Here is an 18,350-nt window from a genome sequence, read left to right on the forward strand (position 1 = left end):
GAATGTACGCACCCGCCCCGTGGGTCGGACGGTCGGATTACCGAGTTGGGGGTGTCGCTATCGTGAGGAAGTCACAGCAGCCGCGAAGGCCGCGGCCGGCCTGGACTTCGGGCGATCAACCCTGGATGAACTGCATCTGCGTGCCGGCCAGCTCGATCAGGTCGCCGGTGCGGAGTGCAATCGATTCGCCCGTCAGCGGGATGCCGTTGACGCTGGGGCGCTGGTTACCTTCGACGTGGGCGAAGACATAACCGGTGGGGCGCTTGGTGATGGAGGCGACCTGCACGCCGGGCTTGCCCAGCGTGGTGACGACCTTGGTCAGCGCGACCTCGCGGCCGGCGGCGGCGCCGGTCAGCACCTTGATGGAGGCCGGGCCGATGGCGGCCGCACCCAGCGAGCCGAAGTTGGAGCCCAGGCCCAGGCTCGGCGGCGCGCCGGAACCGGGCTTGAGGATCATGGTCTTCTCGTAGTCGCCGCCGTCGTTCAGCAGGAACTTGATCTTGTACTTGCCGATTTCGACCGTGTCGTTGTCGGCCAGCAGCTGCTTCTTGATCGCCTTGCCGTTGATGTACGTGCCGTTGGTGGAATTGAGGTCTTCAATGAAGACGTCGGCGCCGACCATCTGCAGCACGGCGTGTTCGCCGCTGACCGCGAGATTGTCGATGACGATGTCGTTGTAGGGACGTCGACCGAGGGTGGTCTTGTCCTTGGTGATCTGCACCTCCTTGATCACGACGCCGTCGAGCGAAACCACCAGTTTGCCCATTTATGACCTCAAGTTCTGTTGTACGTGCCCTGACTTTGCATGGGGTAGCAAGTCAGTTGCCGCCGCGTCGACCGAAGGGCCACCAGCCCCGTCCTTCGGTACGTTGGCGTCCTTCTGCGCGGGCCAGGATGAGCGCGATGTTATCGCGACCGCCGCTGTCATTGGCTGCGTTGATCAGTGCGCGTGCAGCTTCGGGCAAGGCCGGATTGCCGTTGAGCAGGTTGGCGAGGCTGTCATCGTCGAGCATGTCGGACAGGCCGTCGGAGCACAACAGGTAGGTGTCGCCCGGCTGGACCTCGTGCAGATGCAGCTCCATCAGCACCGTGTCCTCGACGCCAACAGCGCGCGTGACGAGGTTCTTGTTGCTGGAAAACGCGGCTTCTTCGACGGTCAGCAGACCGGCGTCGATCTGCTCCTGCAGCAGCGAGTGGTCGCGCGTGATCTGCGTCAGACGGCCGGCGCGCAGCCGGTAGGCGCGCGAGTCGCCGACATGGCCGAGCAGCAGGCCTTCGGGGCGGAAGACGCCCAGCACCAGCGTCGTGCCCATGCCGGCATAGCGCGGGTTGGTGTTGGCGGCGTTGAAGATGGCGCGGTTGGCGTTGTCCACGCAGATGTCCATGGCGCGCTTGACCTCGCCGGCCCGGGCCTCGCGGCCGGCGTCCTTGAGCCAGCGGCCCAGCTCGGAACTGACGAAGCTGGTCAGCATCTGGCTGGCCACTTCGCCGGCGTTGTAGCCGCCCATGCCGTCGGCCAGCACGGTCAGGCCTGCGGCCTCGTCCAGGGCGACCGAATCCTCATTGTTGTCACGCGCACGTCCCACGTCGGTGGCGCTGAAGAACTCCAGGGTCATGAGGCTTGCGGTGGCTCGTGGGGCTCGGCAGAGGAGCAAGGATTCTGCCCTGCTTCCTCAGGCGCCAAGCGCAGTGTTTGTGCGAAGGCCGCATCCTGGGGGGAAGCCGCTGCAGCCGTTTCGGGCGCAGCGGGTTCGGCCTGAAGGCCGAGCACGAGCACGGCTTCGAGATCACGAGCCATCTGCTCGCCGTCGGCGTAGCGCAGCTCGGGGCGCTTCTCCAGCGCCAGGGCCAGCACCAGGGCGAGGGCCTCGGGCAGGCTGGGGCGGTGAATGCGGATATCGGGTGCAGGCTCGGTCGCAATTTGTTGCATCAGCCGCGCCATGGACTCGCTCTGATGGGGCAGTGCGCCACTGAGCAGTTGGTAGAGCAGCACGCCCAGGGAGTAGAGGTCGCTGCGGCCGTCCACCGTCAGGCCGGCAAGTTGCTCCGGAGACATGAAGGACGGCGTGCCCAGCACGAGGCCGGTGCGGGTGCGGCTGCCGTCGCCAACGCGGGCAATGCCGAAGTCCATCAGCTTCAGGCTGCCATTGATGCGGTCCAGCATGACATTGGCGGGCTTGATGTCGCGGTGCACCACGCCTTGGCTGTGGGCATAGGCCAGGGCCCGCGCCAGCCGCGCGCCGATCTGCACGACTTCGCGAGCGGGCAGCAGCTGGCCGGCCTTGGTGAAGCTGCTCAGGTCGCGGCCGAGCACGTATTCGAGGGCGATCCAGGCGTCAGCGCCGTCCTGGCCGGCATCGACGACCTGCAGGATGTCTGGATGTTCCAGCTGGCCGGCTGCACGCGCCTCGCGCATGAAGCGCTCGCGCACGTCCGCCAGGTCTTCGGCCGAGAATTCGCGGCTCAGCGCGAGGCGCTTGATGGCGACCTGGCGGCCCGTTGAGCGTTGCGTGGCCTTGTAGACCACGGCCATCGCGCCGCGGCCGATCTCGGCACCGAGTTCGAAATCGCGCAGGTCGGGGGGCGGCTGTGCGGCCCTGACCTGCGGCGTGGACGCGCCGGGGCCTTGAGTCTGCTGCACGGTCGGCAGGGCCGACGGATCGCCGTACGGTGAGCCAGCAGGATCGGGCACCCGACCGATGAGGCGCTGCCAAAAGCTGCCTGCCTTGCCGGATTTGCCGCCGCTTGCCATGCGGTCGATCTTAGGCGGCCTCGCGCTTGCTGCGGCGGGCCAGCGCCATGCCAACGACGACGACCAGGACCGCGCAGCTGATGCTGACGGCGTAGTCCAGGCCATGCATATGCGCCTCGAACCACTCGTGCACGGCCGCATCGGTCGTCGCCATCTCGCCGGCGACGAAGCCCAGCAGGGCGGCCCCCAGCGTGATGATGACCGGGAAGCGCTCCATCAGCTTCAACAGCAGCGTGCTGCCGAAGATGATGAGTGGGATGGACAGGCCCAGGCCGATGATGAGCAGCATCAGGCGGGCGCCCTCGGGCGCGCTGTTGGCGGCGGCCGCGACGGCGATGACGTTGTCCAGGCTCATGACGAGATCGGCGATCAGGATGGTGCGCACGGCCGTCCACAGATTGCCGCTGGCGTGCACGTCGGCGTCGTCTTCGCTGTCGGCCAGCAGCTGGATGCCGATCCACAACAGCAGCACGGCGCCGATCAGCTTCAGCCAGGGCAGCTGCAGCAACTGTACGGCGAACAGCGTCAGCACGACCCGCAGCAGGATGGCAGCGCCGCTGCCGAAGACGATGGCCTTCTTCTGCTGGCTGTGCGGCAGATTGCGCGAGGCCAGCGCAATGACGACGGCGTTGTCGCCGGACAGCAGGATATTGACCCAGATGATCTTCAGCAGCGCGATGAAGAAGGCGGCGTTCAGCAGGTCCATGGCAGGCTCGGTGTTGGTCGCCCGAGTGTCGGTCCGCCCGGGCGGGCTGCGTCTGCGTGCAACTACGCAGGCAGCAAAGGAAAAGGGCCGTTCAGTGAACGGCCCTCGAATCGCTCACGAGGAGCACTCAGAGCAGGGCCTTGAGCAGCTTGGCCATCTCGGATGGGTTGCGCGTGACCGTGAAGCCGCACTCTTCCATGATGGCGAGCTTGGCATCGGCCGTGTCGGCGCCGCCGGAGATCAGCGCGCCGGCGTGGCCCATGCGCTTGCCGGGGGGCGCCGTGACGCCGGCGATGAAGCCGACGATGGGCTTCTTCATGTTGGCCTTGCACCAGCGCGCGGCTTCCGCCTCGTCCGGGCCGCCGATCTCGCCGATCATGATGACGGCGTCGGTGTCCGGGTCGTCGTTGAAGGCCTTCATCACGTCAATGTGCTTCAGGCCGTTGATCGGGTCGCCACCGATGCCGACGGCCGACGACTGGCCCAGGCCGATCTCGGTCAGCTGCGCCACGGCTTCATAGGTCAGCGTGCCGGAGCGTGACACGACGCCGATGCGGCCCTTGCGGTGGATGTGGCCGGGCATGATGCCGATCTTGATTTCTTCCGGCGTGATCAGGCCGGGGCAGTTGGGGCCCAGCAGCAGCGTGCGCTTGCCGCCAGCGGCTTCCTTGGCCTTCATCTTGTTGCGCACTTCCAGCATGTCCCGGACGGGGATGCCTTCGGTGATGCAGATCGCCAGGTCCAGGTCGGCTTCGACGGCTTCCCAGATGGCGGCGGCGGCGCCGGCGGGCGGCACGTAGATCACCGACACGGTCGCGCCGGTCTGCGAGGCGGCTTCCTTGACGGTCGCGTAGATGGGGATCTCGCTGAACTTCTCGCCAGCCTTCTTCGGATTCACGCCCGCGACGAAGGCGTTCTTGCCGTTGGCATAGGCCTGGCAGCCCAGGGTATGGAACTGGCCGGTCTTGCCGGTGATGCCCTGGGTGATGACCTTGGTGTCTTTGTTGATGTAGATGGACATGTCTGATTCCTCTGGGCGGGCTTAGGCGACTGCGGCGACGATCTTGGTGGCCGCTTCGGCCATCGTGTCGGCCGCGATGATGGGCAGGCCGGATTCGGCCAGCATCTTCTTGCCCAGTTCTTCGTTGGTGCCCTTCATGCGCACAACCAGCGGCACGGACAGGTTCACGGCCTTGCAGGCGGTGATGACGCCTTCGGCGATGGTGTCGCACTTCATGATGCCGCCGAAGATGTTGACCAGGATGCCCTTCACGCTCTTGTTTTTGAGCATGATCTTGAAGGCCTCGGTGACCTTCTCGGCCGTGGCGCCGCCGCCGACGTCCAGGAAGTTGGCCGGCTCGCCGCCAAACAGCTTGATGGTGTCCATCGTGGCCATGGCCAGACCGGCGCCGTTCACCAGGCAGCCGATGTTGCCGTCCAGGCTGATGTAGGCCAGGTCGAACTTGCTGGCTTCAACTTCGGCCGGATCTTCTTCGTCCAGGTCGCGGTAGGCCACGATCTCGGGGTGGCGGAACAGCGCGTTGGCGTCGAAGTTGAACTTGGCGTCCAGGGCCATCAGGTTGCCCTTGCTGTCGCAATTCAGCGGGTTGATTTCAACCAGCGACGCGTCCGTGTCCATGTAGCACTTGTAGAGCTTGGCAAAGATGTCGACGGCCTGGTCGATGGAGGCGCCAGTCAGGCCGATGGCCGCAGCGATCTTGCGCGACTGGGCTTCGGTCAGGCTGGCCAGCGGGTCGATCATCTCGGTGATGATCTTCTCGGGCGTGGAGTGGGCCACCTCTTCGATGTCCATGCCGCCTTCGCTCGACGCGATGAAGGCGACCTTCTGCGTGCCGCGGTCGGTGACCAGCGAGACGTAGAGCTCCTTCTTGATGTCAGCGCCATCTTCGATGTAGAGGCGCCGGACCTTCTGGCCATCAGGGCCGGTCTGGTGCGTGATCAGCTGCATGCCGAGGATCTTCTCGGCCAGCGCCTTGACGTCGTCCTGTGTCTTGGCGACCTTGACGCCGCCACCCTTGCCGCGGCCGCCGGCGTGGATCTGGGCCTTGACCACCCAGACCGGGCCACCCAGCTTCTGGGCGGCCTCGACGGCTTCCTGCACGGTGAAAGCCGGGATGCCGCGCGGCACCGGCACGCCGAACTGGCGCAGGATCTCTTTGCCCTGGTATTCGTGGATTTTCATGGCTGGGTCTCTCGGGTCGGGGAAGTCAGGATTCGGAAGTGGCCGGCTGGGCAGCGGTTTGTTGATGCCAGCGGGGATAGAACTTGGCGACGGTCACGCTGTCGCGGCGCAGGGCGTGGCAGCGGTCGAGCTGGAAGGGCGGGTTGCCGGCGGCATCGCCTTCGCGAGACGGCGACGGGCCGCCCCTAGGCGTCTCAGCCCCCTCGGGGGGCAGCGCCGAAGGCGCGTGGGGGCTCTCACGCGTGTCGATGACGGAGCCAGCCATGGCCTGGATGACGGCCGTCGGCAAGATCTGGCACAGCTCGGTGACGTGGGTGCAGCCGCGCGTGCCGCCGAGGCGTTCACCGACGGCCTGCCGGAAGCCCTTCATCAGGTTCAGGCCGATGAGGCGGGCATAGGCATTGCCATGGTGGTCGCAGGCGCCGGGATACGGCATCCACAGCGTCTCGGAACGGGCTGCGGTGATGGTGAGCGTCGCGTCCACGGTCAGATGCAGGTGCATCTCGTGGATAGGCTGGCCGGCCTTGCGCGGCACGCCCGCCAGTGGCACGTCATGCGTCTTGGTGTCTGTCAGGCTGGCTTCGACGTCGAACAAGCCGTCATCACGCGCGAACACCTGCACATCGAGGGCGCGGCGATGCAGCGGGCGGCGCGGGACGGACGGGTGGGCGACAGGCATGAAACGGGGGAATGGCGAATCACCCCGGCCGATGCCGGGACGGGGTCGGCCCGGTCTTTGCACCGCTCTGCCAGAGGGGCAAAGGGGCTTGTAACCGGGTGAACCCTCGTTTTTGGGGCAGGCGGCAATGTAGCACGGAGGGTGAAAACTCCCCCTGCGCGCTCGGTCAAGCGGCCCTTAGGCCCTCAGCAAGCGGCGCACCACTTCGGGGGCAAAACCGCGTGCCAGCAGGAACCGGCTTTGACGCGCTCGTTCGGCGGCGTCGCGCGAAGGATCGTCGCCGAAGCGCCTGCGCCAGACTTCACGGGCGCGTTCCATCTCCGTTTCGCGCAGGGCTGCCTGCTGTTCGGCACCCAGCTTGAGCCCGTGCTGGGCCAACTCCTGCTGGATGCGCTGGGCGCCAAAGCGGTTGGCGCGCAGATGCAGGCGGGACTCGACGAAACGGGTTTCGTCCAGGTAACCGGTGGCCGCGAGGGCGTCGAGCAAGGCATCGACCGCGACCGCAACGTCCTCAGCGCCATCTTCCTCTTCGACAGCCGCCGACGGTTCGCCCTCGCCGGCGGCCTGCGCCGCGGCCAGGCGCGCACGCTGCCGCCGTTGCTGCTCGATCCGCAACAGCTTGCGCCGCAACTCGGCACGGCTGTGCTCGCGCTGGGCCAGCAGGCCGATGGCGCGGGCTTTCAACGACAGCGGCGCCCGGGTCGCCATGGGGAGGGCTGGCGGCTTACTCCTCGGCCGCCGTGGTCAGCGGAGCGACCCCCAGGGATTCACGGATCTTGTTCTCGATCTCGCGGGCCACGTCGACGTTCTCGCGCAGGAACTCGCGAGCGTTGTCCTTGCCCTGGCCGATCTTCTCGCCCTGGTAGGCGTACCAGGAGCCGGACTTTTCGACGACCTTGGCGACCACGCCCATGTCGACGATCTCGCCCTCGCGGCTGATGCCCTCGCCATAGAGGATGTCGAACTCGGCAGTCTTGAACGGGGGGCTGACCTTGTTCTTGACGACCTTGACCTTGGTCTCGGAGCCGATGACTTCCTCGCCCTTCTTGATCGAGCCGATGCGGCGGATGTCCAGGCGCACGGAGGCRTAGAACTTCAGCGCATTGCCGCCGGTGGTCGTCTCGGGCGAGCCGAACATGACGCCGATCTTCATGCGGATCTGGTTGATGAAGATGACCATGCAGTTGGTCTTCTTGATCGTGGCGGTCAGCTTGCGCAGGGCCTGGCTCATCAGGCGGGCCTGCAGGCCGGGGAGGCTGTCGCCCATCTCGCCTTCGAGTTCGGCCTTGGGCGTCAGCGCTGCGACCGAGTCGATGACGATCAGGTCCACCGAGCCGGAGCGCACCAGCGCATCGACGATCTCGAGGGCCTGTTCGCCGGTGTCGGGCTGGCTGATCAGCAGTTCCTGCAGGTTGACGCCGAGCTTCTGGGCGTACTGGATATCCAGCGCGTGCTCGGCGTCGATGAAGGCGCAAGTGCCGGCGAGCTTTTGCATCTCGGCGATGACCTGCAGCGTCAGCGTCGTCTTGCCGGAGGACTCGGGGCCGTAGATCTCGACGACGCGGCCGCGTGGCAGGCCGCCGACGCCCAGTGCGATGTCCAGGCCCAGGGAGCCGGTGGAGACGACCTGGATGTCTTCGATGACCTCGCCTTCACCGAGCCGCATGATGGAGCCCTTGCCGAACTGCTTTTCGATCTGGGCGAGGGCGGCCTGCAGGGCCTTGGCTTTTTCGGTGTTCAGGGCTTTGACGGGGGCGTCCATGCGAATCTCCGTGGGGAATGGGCTGAATTATGGGGCAAGCTGTGGGTTTGTACAGTGGTTTGTCCCCCGATCCACGGCAGCTAGCGGATCAGGATTGAGGAGCATCCTAGGTGTGGGGTGGCTCATGGCATGAGCCAGCGTGCCACCGCCTAACATCGGCGGCGGAGACAAAACCTATGCGCATCCTGATTGCCGAAGACGACCAAGTGCTGGCCGATGGCTTGCTGCGGGCCTTGCGGGCCTCTGGCTACGCTGTCGACAGGGTCAGTTCTGGCACCGAGGCCGATTCGGCGTTGGCGACGCATGAGTTCGACCTGGTCATCCTCGACCTTGGTCTGCCGCGCCTGCATGGGCTGGAGGTGCTGCGCAAGCTGCGCGCACGCGGTTCCACCATGCCGGTGCTGATCCTGACGGCGGCGGACAGCGTCGAGCAGCGCGTCAAGGGGCTGGACCTGGGCGCCGATGACTACATGGCCAAGCCCTTCTCATTGCAGGAGCTTGAGGCGCGCGTGCGCGCGCTGACCCGCCGTGGCCTGGGCACCGCCAGCAGCCTCATCAAGCATGGGCCGCTGACCTTTGATGCCACTGGCCGCGTGGCCTATATCAATGAGCAGATGCTGGAGCTGTCGGCACGCGAGCTGTCGCTGCTGGAGGTGCTGTTGCAGCGCGCCGGGCGGCTGGTCAGCAAGGACCAGCTCGTCGAGCGCCTGTGCGAGTGGGGCGAGGAGGTTTCGAACAACGCCATCGAGGTCTACATCCACCGGCTGCGCAAGAAGATCGAGCAGGGGCCGATTCGCATCGCGACGGTGCGCGGCCTCGGCTACTGCCTAGAGAAGATCAACTCCTAAATGCCCAACAAGGACGGCGCCAGCCCCGAACAGGGCACGCTGGTTCGGGCGGGCGCCCCTGCTGCGCAGGGTTCGCTGTTCGGCGAGATCCTCGACTGGATGCTCGCGCCGCTGCTGCTGATCTGGCCGATCAGCGTCGCGCTGACCTGGCTGGTGGCGCAGGGCATTGCCAGCCGGCCCTATGACCGCGAGCTGGGCGAGATGGCGCGCAGCCTCGGGCTGCAGGTGGCGGCCGAGGCGGCGCCTGTCAAGGGCAAGGACCGTTATGCGCTGGCGCCCGAGGCCGCGGCGTTGTTACGGGCGGACGCGTCGGACACGGTCTTCTACCAGGTGCTGGGCCTGCGTGGCGAACTGCTCAGTGGCGATGCGACGTTGGCGGTGCCGACCGAGGATGCCCCCGTCGTGCCCTGGGAGCTGCATTTCCGCGACGACGAGGTCGGCACCGACGCCGTGCGCGTGGCCTATCTCTGGGTGGCGCCCGAGGGGCAGGCCGGGTCGGCCAAGACCATGCTGGTGCAGGTCGCCGAGACGCTGGGCAAGCGCGCCCGGCTGACCAACGAGATCATCAAGGGCGTCATCCTGCCGCAGTTCGTCATCCTGCCGCTGGCGGTGCTGCTGGTCTGGCTGGCGCTGGCGCGTGGCATCTCGCCGCTGAATGAATTGCAGCGGCGCATCCGTTCGCGCGAGAGTTCAGACCTGTCGCCCATTGACGAGCAGCGCGTGCCCGATGAGGTCGCGCCGCTGGTGCAGGCCATCAACGACCTGCTCGCGCGGCTGGACTCATCGATGAGCCGGCAGAAGCACTTCCTGGCCGACGCTGCCCATCAGCTCAAGACGCCGCTGGCTGGCCTGCGTACCCAGGCCGAGTTCATGCAGCGCGAGATCGATGCTGGCCGCTCCAACCCCGATGAATTGAAACGTTCGCTGGCCCAGATTGCCCGCGCCAGCGAGCGAGCGGCCCACATGGTCAACCAGCTGCTGTCCATGGCCCGCGCTGAAGACGCCGAACAGGCCATGCGGCGTGAACCCGTCAGCCTGGCCGAGATCGCCATCGACACGGTGCGCGATTTCGTGCCGCGCGCGCTGGAGCGCCGCATTGACCTGGGCTACGACGGCGTGGTGCCGGATGAAAGCCGGCTGCGTGTGCATGGCCAGCCAGTGTTGATCGGGGAGCTGATCCGCAACCTCGTCGACAACGCGCTGCTCTACACGCCGGCCGGCGGCCTGGTGACGGTGCGCGTGGTGGAGGACCCCTTTGGCCAAGTTGTCGTGCTGCAGGTCGAGGRCACCGGGCCGGGCATCGCGCCCGCCGAGCGCGACAAGGTGTTCCAGCCCTTCTACCGCTCGCTCGGCAGCGGTGTGGAAGGCTCGGGCCTGGGGCTGGCCATCGTGCAGGAGATCGTGCAGCACCACGAGGCCGAGCTGACCCTGGATGACGCGCGCGTGCGGCGCGCCGTGGGGGGCGAGACGCCCGACGGCCAGGGGCCGGGGGCGCGGTTCACGATCAGGTTTCCGGCTACGTCTTCACCAGCTTCTTGACGCGGGCGATCGACAGCAGCAGGCCCAGGCTGAGCCCCAGCGTCACCATCGCCGTACCGCCATAGCTGACGAAGGGCAGGGGCACGCCCACGACCGGCAGGATGCCGCTGACCATGCCCATGTTGACGAAGACATAGGTGAAGAAGGACAGCGTCACCGCGCCGGCCATCAGGCGGGTGAACAGGGTCGGCGCGTCGGAGGCGATCATCAGCCCGCGCAGGATCAGCGCCGTGAATCCGGCCAGCAGGGCCAGCGCCCCCATCAGGCCGAACTCCTCGCCGAAGGCCGCAAAGATGAAGTCGGTGGTGCGTTCGGGAATGAATTCCAGGTGAGTCTGGGTGCCCTGCATGAAGCCCTTGCCGGTCATGCCGCCGGAGCCGATGGCGATCTCGCCCTGGATGATGTGAAAGCCCTTGCCCAGCGGGTCCTTTGACGGGTCCAGCAGCGTGCAGATGCGGTGTTTCTGGTACTCCTTGAGCACCGGCCATTTCAGGTCGGGCTGGCAGATGGCGTCCTCGCTGAGCACCAGGGCGGTCGCGCCGGCGGCGCCCAGCACCAGGGCCGGCACGATGAGCTTCCACGGCAGGCCGGCGAAGAAGATCACGTAAAGGCCGGCCGCCAGCACCAGGATGCCGGTGCCCAGGTCGGGCTGCTTGGCGATCAGCAAAAAGGGCACGAGCAGCAGCGCGAACGCGGCGATGAAGTCCGGCCAGCGCAGCAGGCCCTCGCGTTTCTGGAACCACCAGGCCAGCATCAGCGGCGTCGCCAGCTTGAGCAGCTCGGACGGCTGGATCTGCGTGACGCCGATGCTGAGCCAGCGCGTGGCCCCCTTCTTCGTGACACCGAACAGGGCAGTCGCGATCAGCAGCATCACGCCGATCGTGTACAGCGGGATGGCCAGCGCCATCAGCTTTTGCGGCGGCACCTGGGCGACGATGAACATCAGCCCCAGTGCCAGCACCATGTTGCGGGCATGGTCGGCAAAGCGCGTGCCGTGGTCGTAGCCGGCCGAGTACATGCACAGCAGGCCCCAGCCGCACATCCACAGCACGGCGAGCAGCAGCGGGATGTCGAAGCCGCTGAGCCAGGGCTTGAGGCGTTGCCACAGGGGCGGGCGTTCGATGACGGTCATCGCGAGGCTCCCGAGGCGGGTGCGGGGGGCGCCGAAGCTGCGGAGGCCGAGACCGAGGGCGCTATCGGCTGCCAGCCTGACAGTGGCACGTCCGCCACCTTGCGCGGTGTGCCGGTGGGGGCGAAGGTCTGGCCCAGCTGCGTCTTGGCGATGTCTTCCTCGCTGGGGTACTGGCCCAGCAGCAGATAGTCGAATACGCGGCGCGCAATCGGCGCAGCGGAAGAAGATCCCCAGCCGGCGTTCTCGACGATGACGGCCAGGGCCACCGTCGGGTTGTCCACCGGCGCGAAGGCGACGTAGAGCGAATGGTCGCGCTTGCGCTCGTCTGCCTTGATGCTGCTGTACTTCTCGCCGGCCTTCAACCCGACGGCCTGGGCCGTGCCGGTCTTGCCGCCGCTCTGGTAGCCCGCGCCCAGGAAAACCTGGCGCGACGTGCCCTCGAGCGTCACGCCGTTCATCGCGTTCTGGATGACGGCGACGTCGGCGGGCTTCAGCGGCAGCGCGGGCAGCGCATCGCTGGCGATGCGGCGCTGCTCGTGCTTCACCACGTCCTCGATCTCGCGCACCAGGCGCGGCTTGTAGCGCTGGCCGCCGGAAGCGATGGTCGAGTAGGCCGTGGCCATCTGCAGCATGGTGAAGCTGTTGTAGCCCTGGCCGATGCCCAGCGAGATGGTCTCGCCGGGGAACCACTTCTGATTCGCCGGGCTCCTGGCGAAGTAGCGGCGCTTCCATTCCTGCGACGGCAGGACCCCGGTGACCTCGCCCTGCACGTCGATCTCGGTCTTGCGGCCCAGGCCGAAGGGCTCCAGTTGGTCGTGGATCAGGTCCACGCCCATCTCGTTGGCCAGGCTGTAGAAGTAGACGTTGGACGAGCTGACGATGGCCAGGCGCATGTCCTTGGGGCCGGCGCGATCGGTCTCGGGGCTGCCGAAGGTGCGGCCGCCGAAGCTGTAGGTCAGGTTGTCGATGATGACCGTGCTGGGCGAGCGCTTGCCACTGTTCAGCGCCGCCATGGCCATCAGCGGCTTGAACGTCGAACCCGGCGGGTAGGTGCCGCGCAGGGCCCGGTTCAGCAGTGGCTTGTCGATGTCCTCGTTGAGGTCGCGCCAGGAGTCGGCGTCGATGCCGTCGACGAAGAGGTTGGGGTCGAAGGTCGGCTTGGAGACGAAGGCCAGTACCTCGCCGTTGCGCGGATCGATGGCGACCAGCGCGCCGCGGCGCTCGCCGAAAAGCCGCTCCACCAGCGCCTGCAGCTTGATGTCGATGGACAGGTTCAGCGTGTTGCCGGGCGTCGGCGGCTTGTGGGCAAGGCGCCGCACGGCGCGGCCGCCTGCGCTCGTCTCCACCTGCTCGAAACCGGTCGCGCCGTGCAGCTCCTTTTCATAGGCCTGTTCCAGGCCCAGCTTGCCGATGTACTCGGTGCCGCGGTAGTTGGCGAGGTCTTCTTCTTCCCAATCGTCCATGGCCTTCTTCTCGGCCTGGTTGATGCGGCCGATATAGCCGATCAGGTGGGCGCCAACCTCGCCCAGGGGATAGGAGCGGAACAGCCGCGCCTTGATCTCCACGCCGGGAAAGCGAAAGCGTTGGGCCGTGAAGCGGGCGACCTCTTCGTCCGTCAGCTTGGTGCGGATGGGCAGGGAGTCGGTGTGCTTGGTTTCTTCCAGCAAGCGCTTGAAGCGGCGCTTGTCGCGGGCCTGAACCTCGATGACCTGACCCAGGGCCTCGATGGTGGCGTCCAGATCGACGACCTTCTCGGGGTTGATTTCCAGCGTGTAGGCCGAGTAGTTGCTCGCCAGCACGACGCCGTTGCGGTCCTTGATGAGGCCGCGATTGGGCACGATGGGCACGACGGCGATGCGGTTGGACTCGGCGCGTTCGGCGAAGCTGTCGTACTGCACCACCTGCAACCACAGCAGGCGCGCGACCAGCAGGCCGAAGCAGAACAGCACGAAGGCGCCCGCGGCCAGCACGCGCAGCCGGAAGCGCGACAGCTCCTGGTGGAGGTTCTTGAGGACGACCACGGACGTCTACAGCGGCCGGTGGGCGTCGCGATCCGGCGCACGGCGCTGCGGTGCCAGCAGCAGGAAGCTGGCCACGGGCCACAGCGCCGCCTCGAAGACCGGCGCCAGCAGCACGCCCCAGCCCGGCCACATGCCACCGATGATCATCCGCACGATCAAGGCCAGCGCATGGGCGCCGAAGAACAGCGGCAGCACCTGCACGGCCTGGGCGCCCAGCGGGAACCAGGTCAGGCGGCGGTGCAGCGTGATGGCGCCGAAGCTCAGGCCGCTGTAGGCCAGCGCATGCTGCCCGAGCAGGGCGCCGTCGTGCACGTCCATGGCCAGGCCGAAGATGAAGGCCCACAACACGCCGACGCGCCGGGGCTGGTGCACGCCCCAGAACACGAGCACGACGGCCAGCACGTCAGGCGAGGCCGCCAGCCGGCCGGCCGGCACCATGTCGATCATCAGCGCGACGATCAGCGTGAAGCCGATGAACCAGGGGTTGGCCGGCAGCAGCAGCTGGTCGGCGGCGCGCGGCATGATCATTGGGAGGCTCCCGAAGCCTTGGCGGCGGCTCTTTCAGCACGCTCGGCCTTCTTGGCGGCGCGCACGGCGGCCTTGGTGGCCGCGGCGGAGGCGGCTTCATCGGCGGCGGCCGCTTCCGCTTCCTTCTTGGCAGGCAGATGACGGTCCTGCGGCAGCAAGATGAGGACGTGGCGGGCGCTGTCGGGCTGGGCAATGGGTGCCAGCAGCACCTGGGCGAAGCTGGAATCGCCGCGCCGCTCGACGACGCTGACCTTGGCGACCGGCAGGCCCGGCGGGTAGACGCCGTCCAGGCCGGAGGTCGTCATCAGGTCGCCGACCTTGATATCGGCATTCGCGGCCAGGAAACGCAATTCCATGCCCGATCCGTCAGCGCGGCCGGCGGCGGCATTGCGCATCTGCGTGCGGGCGTTCAACAGCGGGATGGCTGCCTCCTTGTCGGTCAGCAGCGTGACCTCGGCCGACAGCGGGTAGACGCGCGTTACCTGCCCCAGCACGCCGGCCTCATTGATGACCGGCGAACCAGCCACCACGCCCAGCGTGGCACCCCGGTCGATGACGACACGGCGTGAAAAGGGGTCGGGTGCTTCGAACAGCACCTCGGCAGGCATCGAGGGCGCAATCAGCGAGGGCTTGAGGCCCAGCAGCTTGCGCAGATGGTCGTTCTCGGCCTCCAGCGCCTGGGCGCGCGACAGGCGCTCGGCCTGGGCGCTGAGCTGCCGCCTGGCCTGGTCCTCGGCCTCCATGGCGCGCTTGGTGCCGCGCAGGTAGTCGCCAGCCGTCTCCCAGGCGTCCACCGGCGTCAGCAGCAGGCGCTGCACCGGGTGCAGCACCAGCGCATAGGCGGCGCGCACCGGCTGCATGAGCTTGAAACGCGCGTCCGCCACCATCAGCAGCAGCGCGAGCGCCGAACACAGCGCGAGCTTGGTCAGCGCCGACGGACCCTGGCGGAAGAACGGCGGGGGGGTGCGGTCTAGTGTGCCGAGGGGCATGGCGCCGCGAGGTCAGGCCGACAGTGGCGGTTGCGACGATAAACGCAACGACCGAGGCACAGAGGCACAGAGGAAATGCGGAGCCGGTCTGTTCTCCGTGCCTCTGTGCCTCTGTGGTTGCATTGCTTCAGCGTGGGAAGAAGGCCGGTTCACTCCGACGTGAAGATCGAGCCCAGGCGCTCCATGCGCTCCAGGGCCATGCCGCAACCGCGCACGACGCAGGTCAGCGGGTCTTCGGCCACCAGCACCGGCAGGCCGGTTTCCTCGCCCAGCAGGCGGTCCAGGTCGCGCAGCAGYGCGCCGCCGCCGGTCAACATCATGCCGCGTTCGGCGATGTCGGCGCCCAGCTCGGGCGGCGTCTGCTCCAGCGCGTTCTTCACGGCGGAAACGATCTGGTTGAGCGGATCGGTCAGGGCTTCCAGGATCTCGTTGGACGAGATCGTGAAGCTGCGCGGCACGCCTTCGGAGAGATTGCGGCCCTTGACTTCCATCTCCTTGACCTCGGAGCCGGGGAAGGCGCTGCCGATGTTCTTCTTGATCGCCTCGGCCGTGGGCTCGCCGATCAACATGCCGTAATTGCGGCGGATGTAGTTGATGATGGCCTCGTCGAACTTGTCGCCGCCGACGCGGACCGAGCCCTTGTAGACCATGCCGCCCAGCGAGATGACACCGACTTCGGTGGTGCCGCCGCCGATGTCGACGACCATCGAGCCCGAGGCCTCGGCCACCGGCAGCCCGGCGCCGATCGCGGCGGCCATGGGTTCCTCAATCAGGTAGACCTCGCTGGCGCCGGCGCCCAGGGCGCTCTCGCGGATCGCACGGCGCTCCACCTGGGTGGAACCGCAGGGCACGCAGATGATGATCCTCGGGCTCGGCTTGAAGGTCTTCGAGTCGTGGACCATCTTGATGAACTGCTTGAGCATCTGCTCGGTCACCGTGAAGTCGGCGATGACGCCGTCCTTCATCGGCCGGATGGCCTCGATGTTGCCGGGCACCTTGCCCAGCATGGCCTTGGCCTCGCGGCCAACGGCTTGGATGGTTTTCTTGCCGTTGGGGCCGCCTTCGTGGCGGATGGAAACGACCGAGGGCTCGTCGAGGACGATGCCCTTGCCACGCACGTAGATCAGGGTGTTGGCGGTGCCGAGGTCGATGGCGAGGTCGGTCGAGAAATAGCGGCGCAGGGAGGCGAACATGGGTGGGCGCGGAAGGAGCCTCGCCGGCGGGGCGCGGCTCTGAAAATGGGGGGTGCTTAAAGCAGCAAGGCCGCCCGGACCGCGACGAAATCTGTCGCTGAGAGGGCAGCCCCGAAGGCCATGAAGATGGACGGCGATAATAACCGAACCCCTTCGTTTTGAGCCCGCCAATACTGGGTTTCTGGCTCAATCCTTACTTCTGAAAACGACTCATGAGCCTCACTCCCGATGACGTGAGCCGCATCGCCAATTTGGCCCGGCTGGAACTGCAACCGGCTGAATCTGCGGCGCTGCTGGGCAACCTGAACGACTTCTTCAAGATCGTGGACCAGATGAGCGCCGTCGACACGGCCGGCGTCGAGCCGCTGTACACGCCGCTGTCGGCCATCCAGCAGGTGCAATTGCGCCTGCGTGATGACGCCGTCACCGAGACCAACCAGCGCGAGCTGAACCAGCGCAGCGCCCCGGCCGTCGAGGACGGCCTCTTCCTCGTTCCCAAGGTCATCGAATGAAGCCCGTTCACGACATGGGCGTGGCCGAGCTGGCCGCCGCCCTGAAAAGCCGTGCCCTGTCCAGCCGCGAGGCGACGCAAAGCCTGCTGGAGCGCATTGCCGCCCACGCCAGCCTGGGCGCCTTCCTGCATGTGGACGCCGACGGCGCGCTGGCCCGTGCGGCTGCGGCTGACGCGGTGCTGGCGTCCGGCAATGCCGCTGCGCTGACCGGCGTGCCGATTGCGCACAAGGACATCTACGTCACGGCCGACATGCCGACGACGGCCGGCTCCAAGATCCTGGCCGGCTACCGCAGCCCGTTTGACGCGACCGTTGTCGCCAAGCTGAACGCGGCCGGCACGGTTTCATTAGGCAAGCTGAACTGCGACGAGTTCGCGATGGGCTCGGCCAACGAGAACAGCGCCTACGGCCCGGCCCACAACCCCTGGGACCTCGGCCGCGTGCCCGGCGGTTCGTCCGGCGGCTCGGCCGTGGCCGTGGCTGCGCGCCTCGTGCCTGCCACGACCGGCACCGACACCGGCGGCTCCATCCGCCAGCCGGCCAGCTTCACGGGCATCACCGGCATCAAGCCGACGTATGGCGTGTGCAGCCGCTACGGCATGATCGCCTTCGCCTCCAGCCTGGACCAGGCCGGCCCCATGGCCCGCTCGGCCGAGGACTGCGCGCTGCTGCTCTCGAGCATGAGCGGCTTCGACGAGCGCGACGCGACCAGCGTGCAGCAACCGCCGCAGGACTTTCATGCGCAGATGCTGGCCGCTCGCGAAGGTGCTTCTGCCGGCAAACCGCTGAAGGGCCTGCGTATTGGCCTGCCCAAGGAGTTCTTCCCAGCGGGCCTGTCGGCGGACGTGAACGCCGCCGTGCGCGCGGGTCTGGCCGAGCTGGAAAAGCTGGGCGCCACGCTGGTGGACGTCAGCCTGCCGCGCACCGAACTGGCCATTCCCGTCTACTACATCATTGCGCCGGCCGAGGCGAGTTCCAACCTGAGCCGTTTTGATGGCGTCAAGTTCGGCCATCGTGCGGCCAAGTACGACGATCTTCTCGATATGTACAAGAAGACGCGCGCCGAGGGTTTCGGCCCAGAGGTCAAGCGCCGCATCATGATTGGCAGCTACGTGCTGTCACACGGCTACTACGACGCCTATTACCTGCAGGCTCAGAAGCTGCGCCGCATGATCGCTGACGACTTCCAGCAGTGCTTCGCCCAGTGCGACGTCATCGCCGGTCCGGTGGCGCCCACCGTCGCCTGGAAGCATGGCGAGGGCAAGGACGACCCGACGCAGGCCTATTTGGCCGACATCTTCACGCTGCCCGGCTCGCTTGCTGGCCTGCCCGGCATGAGCGTGCCGGTAGGCACGGGCGCCGGTGGCATGCCGGTCGGCCTGCAGCTGATCGGCAACTACTTCAGGGAAGGGCAATTGCTGCACGCCGCTCATGCCCTCCAGCAGGCCACCGACTGGCATCTGGCCGCGCCCGCAGGATTCTGAAT

18 protein-coding genes are annotated in these 18,350 nt (G+C 67.0%); 4 read left to right on the plus strand and 14 right to left on the minus strand.

Translation table 11 applies throughout. The annotated features are described in order from the left end of the window. Nucleotides 1-115: 115 nt before the first annotated feature. The 9 genes from ACXJKJ_RS02230 to recA form a co-directional block, all read right to left on the minus strand. Nucleotides 116-766 (minus strand): FHA domain-containing protein, encoded by a 651-nt coding sequence (locus ACXJKJ_RS02230; protein ID WP_056191458.1) that lies wholly within the window; start codon nucleotides 764-766, stop codon nucleotides 116-118. A 52-nt stretch (nucleotides 767-818) separates the two neighbouring features. Next, nucleotides 819-1,616 (minus strand): Stp1/IreP family PP2C-type Ser/Thr phosphatase, encoded by a 798-nt coding sequence (locus tag ACXJKJ_RS02235; RefSeq protein WP_056191460.1) that lies wholly within the window; start codon nucleotides 1,614-1,616, stop codon nucleotides 819-821. Next, nucleotides 1,613-2,752, minus strand: coding sequence for a serine/threonine-protein kinase (locus ACXJKJ_RS02240; RefSeq protein ID WP_457321232.1), 1,140 nt, complete (start codon nucleotides 2,750-2,752; stop codon nucleotides 1,613-1,615). Before ACXJKJ_RS02240 ends, ACXJKJ_RS02235 begins: the two co-directional genes overlap by 4 nt. A 10-nt stretch (nucleotides 2,753-2,762) precedes the next feature. Further along, entirely contained in the window at nucleotides 2,763-3,458 is a 696-nt protein-coding gene (locus ACXJKJ_RS02245) for a TerC family protein (protein WP_056191462.1), read from the minus strand. A 127-nt stretch (nucleotides 3,459-3,585) separates the two neighbouring features. Further along, nucleotides 3,586-4,479 carry a succinate--CoA ligase subunit alpha gene (gene sucD, locus ACXJKJ_RS02250; RefSeq protein WP_057297752.1) on the minus strand — a complete coding sequence of 298 codons (894 nt, stop codon included), beginning with the start codon at nucleotides 4,477-4,479 and terminating at the stop codon, nucleotides 3,586-3,588. 21 nt (nucleotides 4,480-4,500) lie between these two features. After that, the gene (gene sucC / locus ACXJKJ_RS02255; protein WP_457388909.1) at nucleotides 4,501-5,661 is read right to left on the minus strand and encodes an ADP-forming succinate--CoA ligase subunit beta; all 1,161 of its coding nucleotides are present in this window, start codon (nucleotides 5,659-5,661) and stop codon (nucleotides 4,501-4,503) included. 25 nt (nucleotides 5,662-5,686) lie between these two features. Then, a complete protein-coding gene (locus tag ACXJKJ_RS02260) occupies nucleotides 5,687-6,340 on the minus strand; it encodes a DUF2889 domain-containing protein (RefSeq protein ID WP_457321236.1) in 654 nt (217 codons plus the stop codon). A 177-nt stretch (nucleotides 6,341-6,517) separates the two neighbouring features. Further along, on the minus strand, nucleotides 6,518-7,048 hold the full coding sequence (locus tag ACXJKJ_RS02265) for a regulatory protein RecX (RefSeq protein ID WP_056191470.1): 531 nt from the start codon (nucleotides 7,046-7,048) through the stop codon (nucleotides 6,518-6,520). Nucleotides 7,049-7,064: 16 nt separating this feature from the next. Further along, nucleotides 7,065-8,102 (minus strand): recombinase RecA, encoded by a 1,038-nt coding sequence (recA, locus tag ACXJKJ_RS02270; protein ID WP_056191472.1) that lies wholly within the window; start codon nucleotides 8,100-8,102, stop codon nucleotides 7,065-7,067. Between the two features lie 176 nt (nucleotides 8,103-8,278). Between recA and ACXJKJ_RS02275 the strand changes: the two genes are divergently transcribed. Next, nucleotides 8,279-8,950 (plus strand): response regulator, encoded by a 672-nt coding sequence (locus ACXJKJ_RS02275; RefSeq protein ID WP_056191475.1) that lies wholly within the window; start codon nucleotides 8,279-8,281, stop codon nucleotides 8,948-8,950. A 99-nt stretch (nucleotides 8,951-9,049) separates the two neighbouring features. Next, on the plus strand, nucleotides 9,050-10,489 hold the full coding sequence (locus ACXJKJ_RS02280) for a sensor histidine kinase (RefSeq protein ID WP_457389019.1): 1,440 nt from the start codon (nucleotides 9,050-9,052) through the stop codon (nucleotides 10,487-10,489). Here the strand turns inward: ACXJKJ_RS02280 and rodA are convergent. From rodA to ACXJKJ_RS02305, 5 genes are all read right to left on the minus strand, one after another. Next, entirely contained in the window at nucleotides 10,467-11,621 is a 1,155-nt protein-coding gene (gene rodA / locus ACXJKJ_RS02285; RefSeq protein ID WP_056191477.1) for a rod shape-determining protein RodA, read from the minus strand. The two genes, ACXJKJ_RS02280 and rodA, sit on opposite strands and share 23 nt — an antisense overlap. Further along, nucleotides 11,618-13,642 carry a penicillin-binding protein 2 gene (gene mrdA / locus ACXJKJ_RS02290; RefSeq protein WP_457388911.1) on the minus strand — a complete coding sequence of 675 codons (2,025 nt, stop codon included), beginning with the start codon at nucleotides 13,640-13,642 and terminating at the stop codon, nucleotides 11,618-11,620. The genes rodA and mrdA overlap by 4 nt, the downstream gene beginning before the upstream one ends. 6 nt (nucleotides 13,643-13,648) lie before the next feature. Then, entirely contained in the window at nucleotides 13,649-14,170 is a 522-nt protein-coding gene (gene mreD / locus ACXJKJ_RS02295) for a rod shape-determining protein MreD (RefSeq protein WP_056191481.1), read from the minus strand. Next, on the minus strand, nucleotides 14,167-15,159 hold the full coding sequence (gene mreC, locus ACXJKJ_RS02300) for a rod shape-determining protein MreC (protein ID WP_457388913.1): 993 nt from the start codon (nucleotides 15,157-15,159) through the stop codon (nucleotides 14,167-14,169). Before mreC ends, mreD begins: the two co-directional genes overlap by 4 nt. 149 nt (nucleotides 15,160-15,308) lie before the next feature. Then, entirely contained in the window at nucleotides 15,309-16,352 is a 1,044-nt protein-coding gene (locus ACXJKJ_RS02305) for a rod shape-determining protein (protein ID WP_056191483.1), read from the minus strand. A gap of 212 nt (nucleotides 16,353-16,564) precedes the next feature. Between ACXJKJ_RS02305 and gatC the strand changes: the two genes are divergently transcribed. Continuing rightward, a complete protein-coding gene (gatC, locus tag ACXJKJ_RS02310) occupies nucleotides 16,565-16,864 on the plus strand; it encodes an Asp-tRNA(Asn)/Glu-tRNA(Gln) amidotransferase subunit GatC (protein WP_056191485.1) in 300 nt (99 codons plus the stop codon). Continuing rightward, nucleotides 16,861-18,348, plus strand: coding sequence for an Asp-tRNA(Asn)/Glu-tRNA(Gln) amidotransferase subunit GatA (gene gatA / locus ACXJKJ_RS02315; RefSeq protein WP_457388914.1), 1,488 nt, complete (start codon nucleotides 16,861-16,863; stop codon nucleotides 18,346-18,348). The genes gatC and gatA overlap by 4 nt, the downstream gene beginning before the upstream one ends. The last annotated feature ends 2 nt before the right edge of the window (nucleotides 18,349-18,350 follow it).

The sequence above is a fragment of the Roseateles sp. P5_E1 genome (assembly GCF_054049335.1).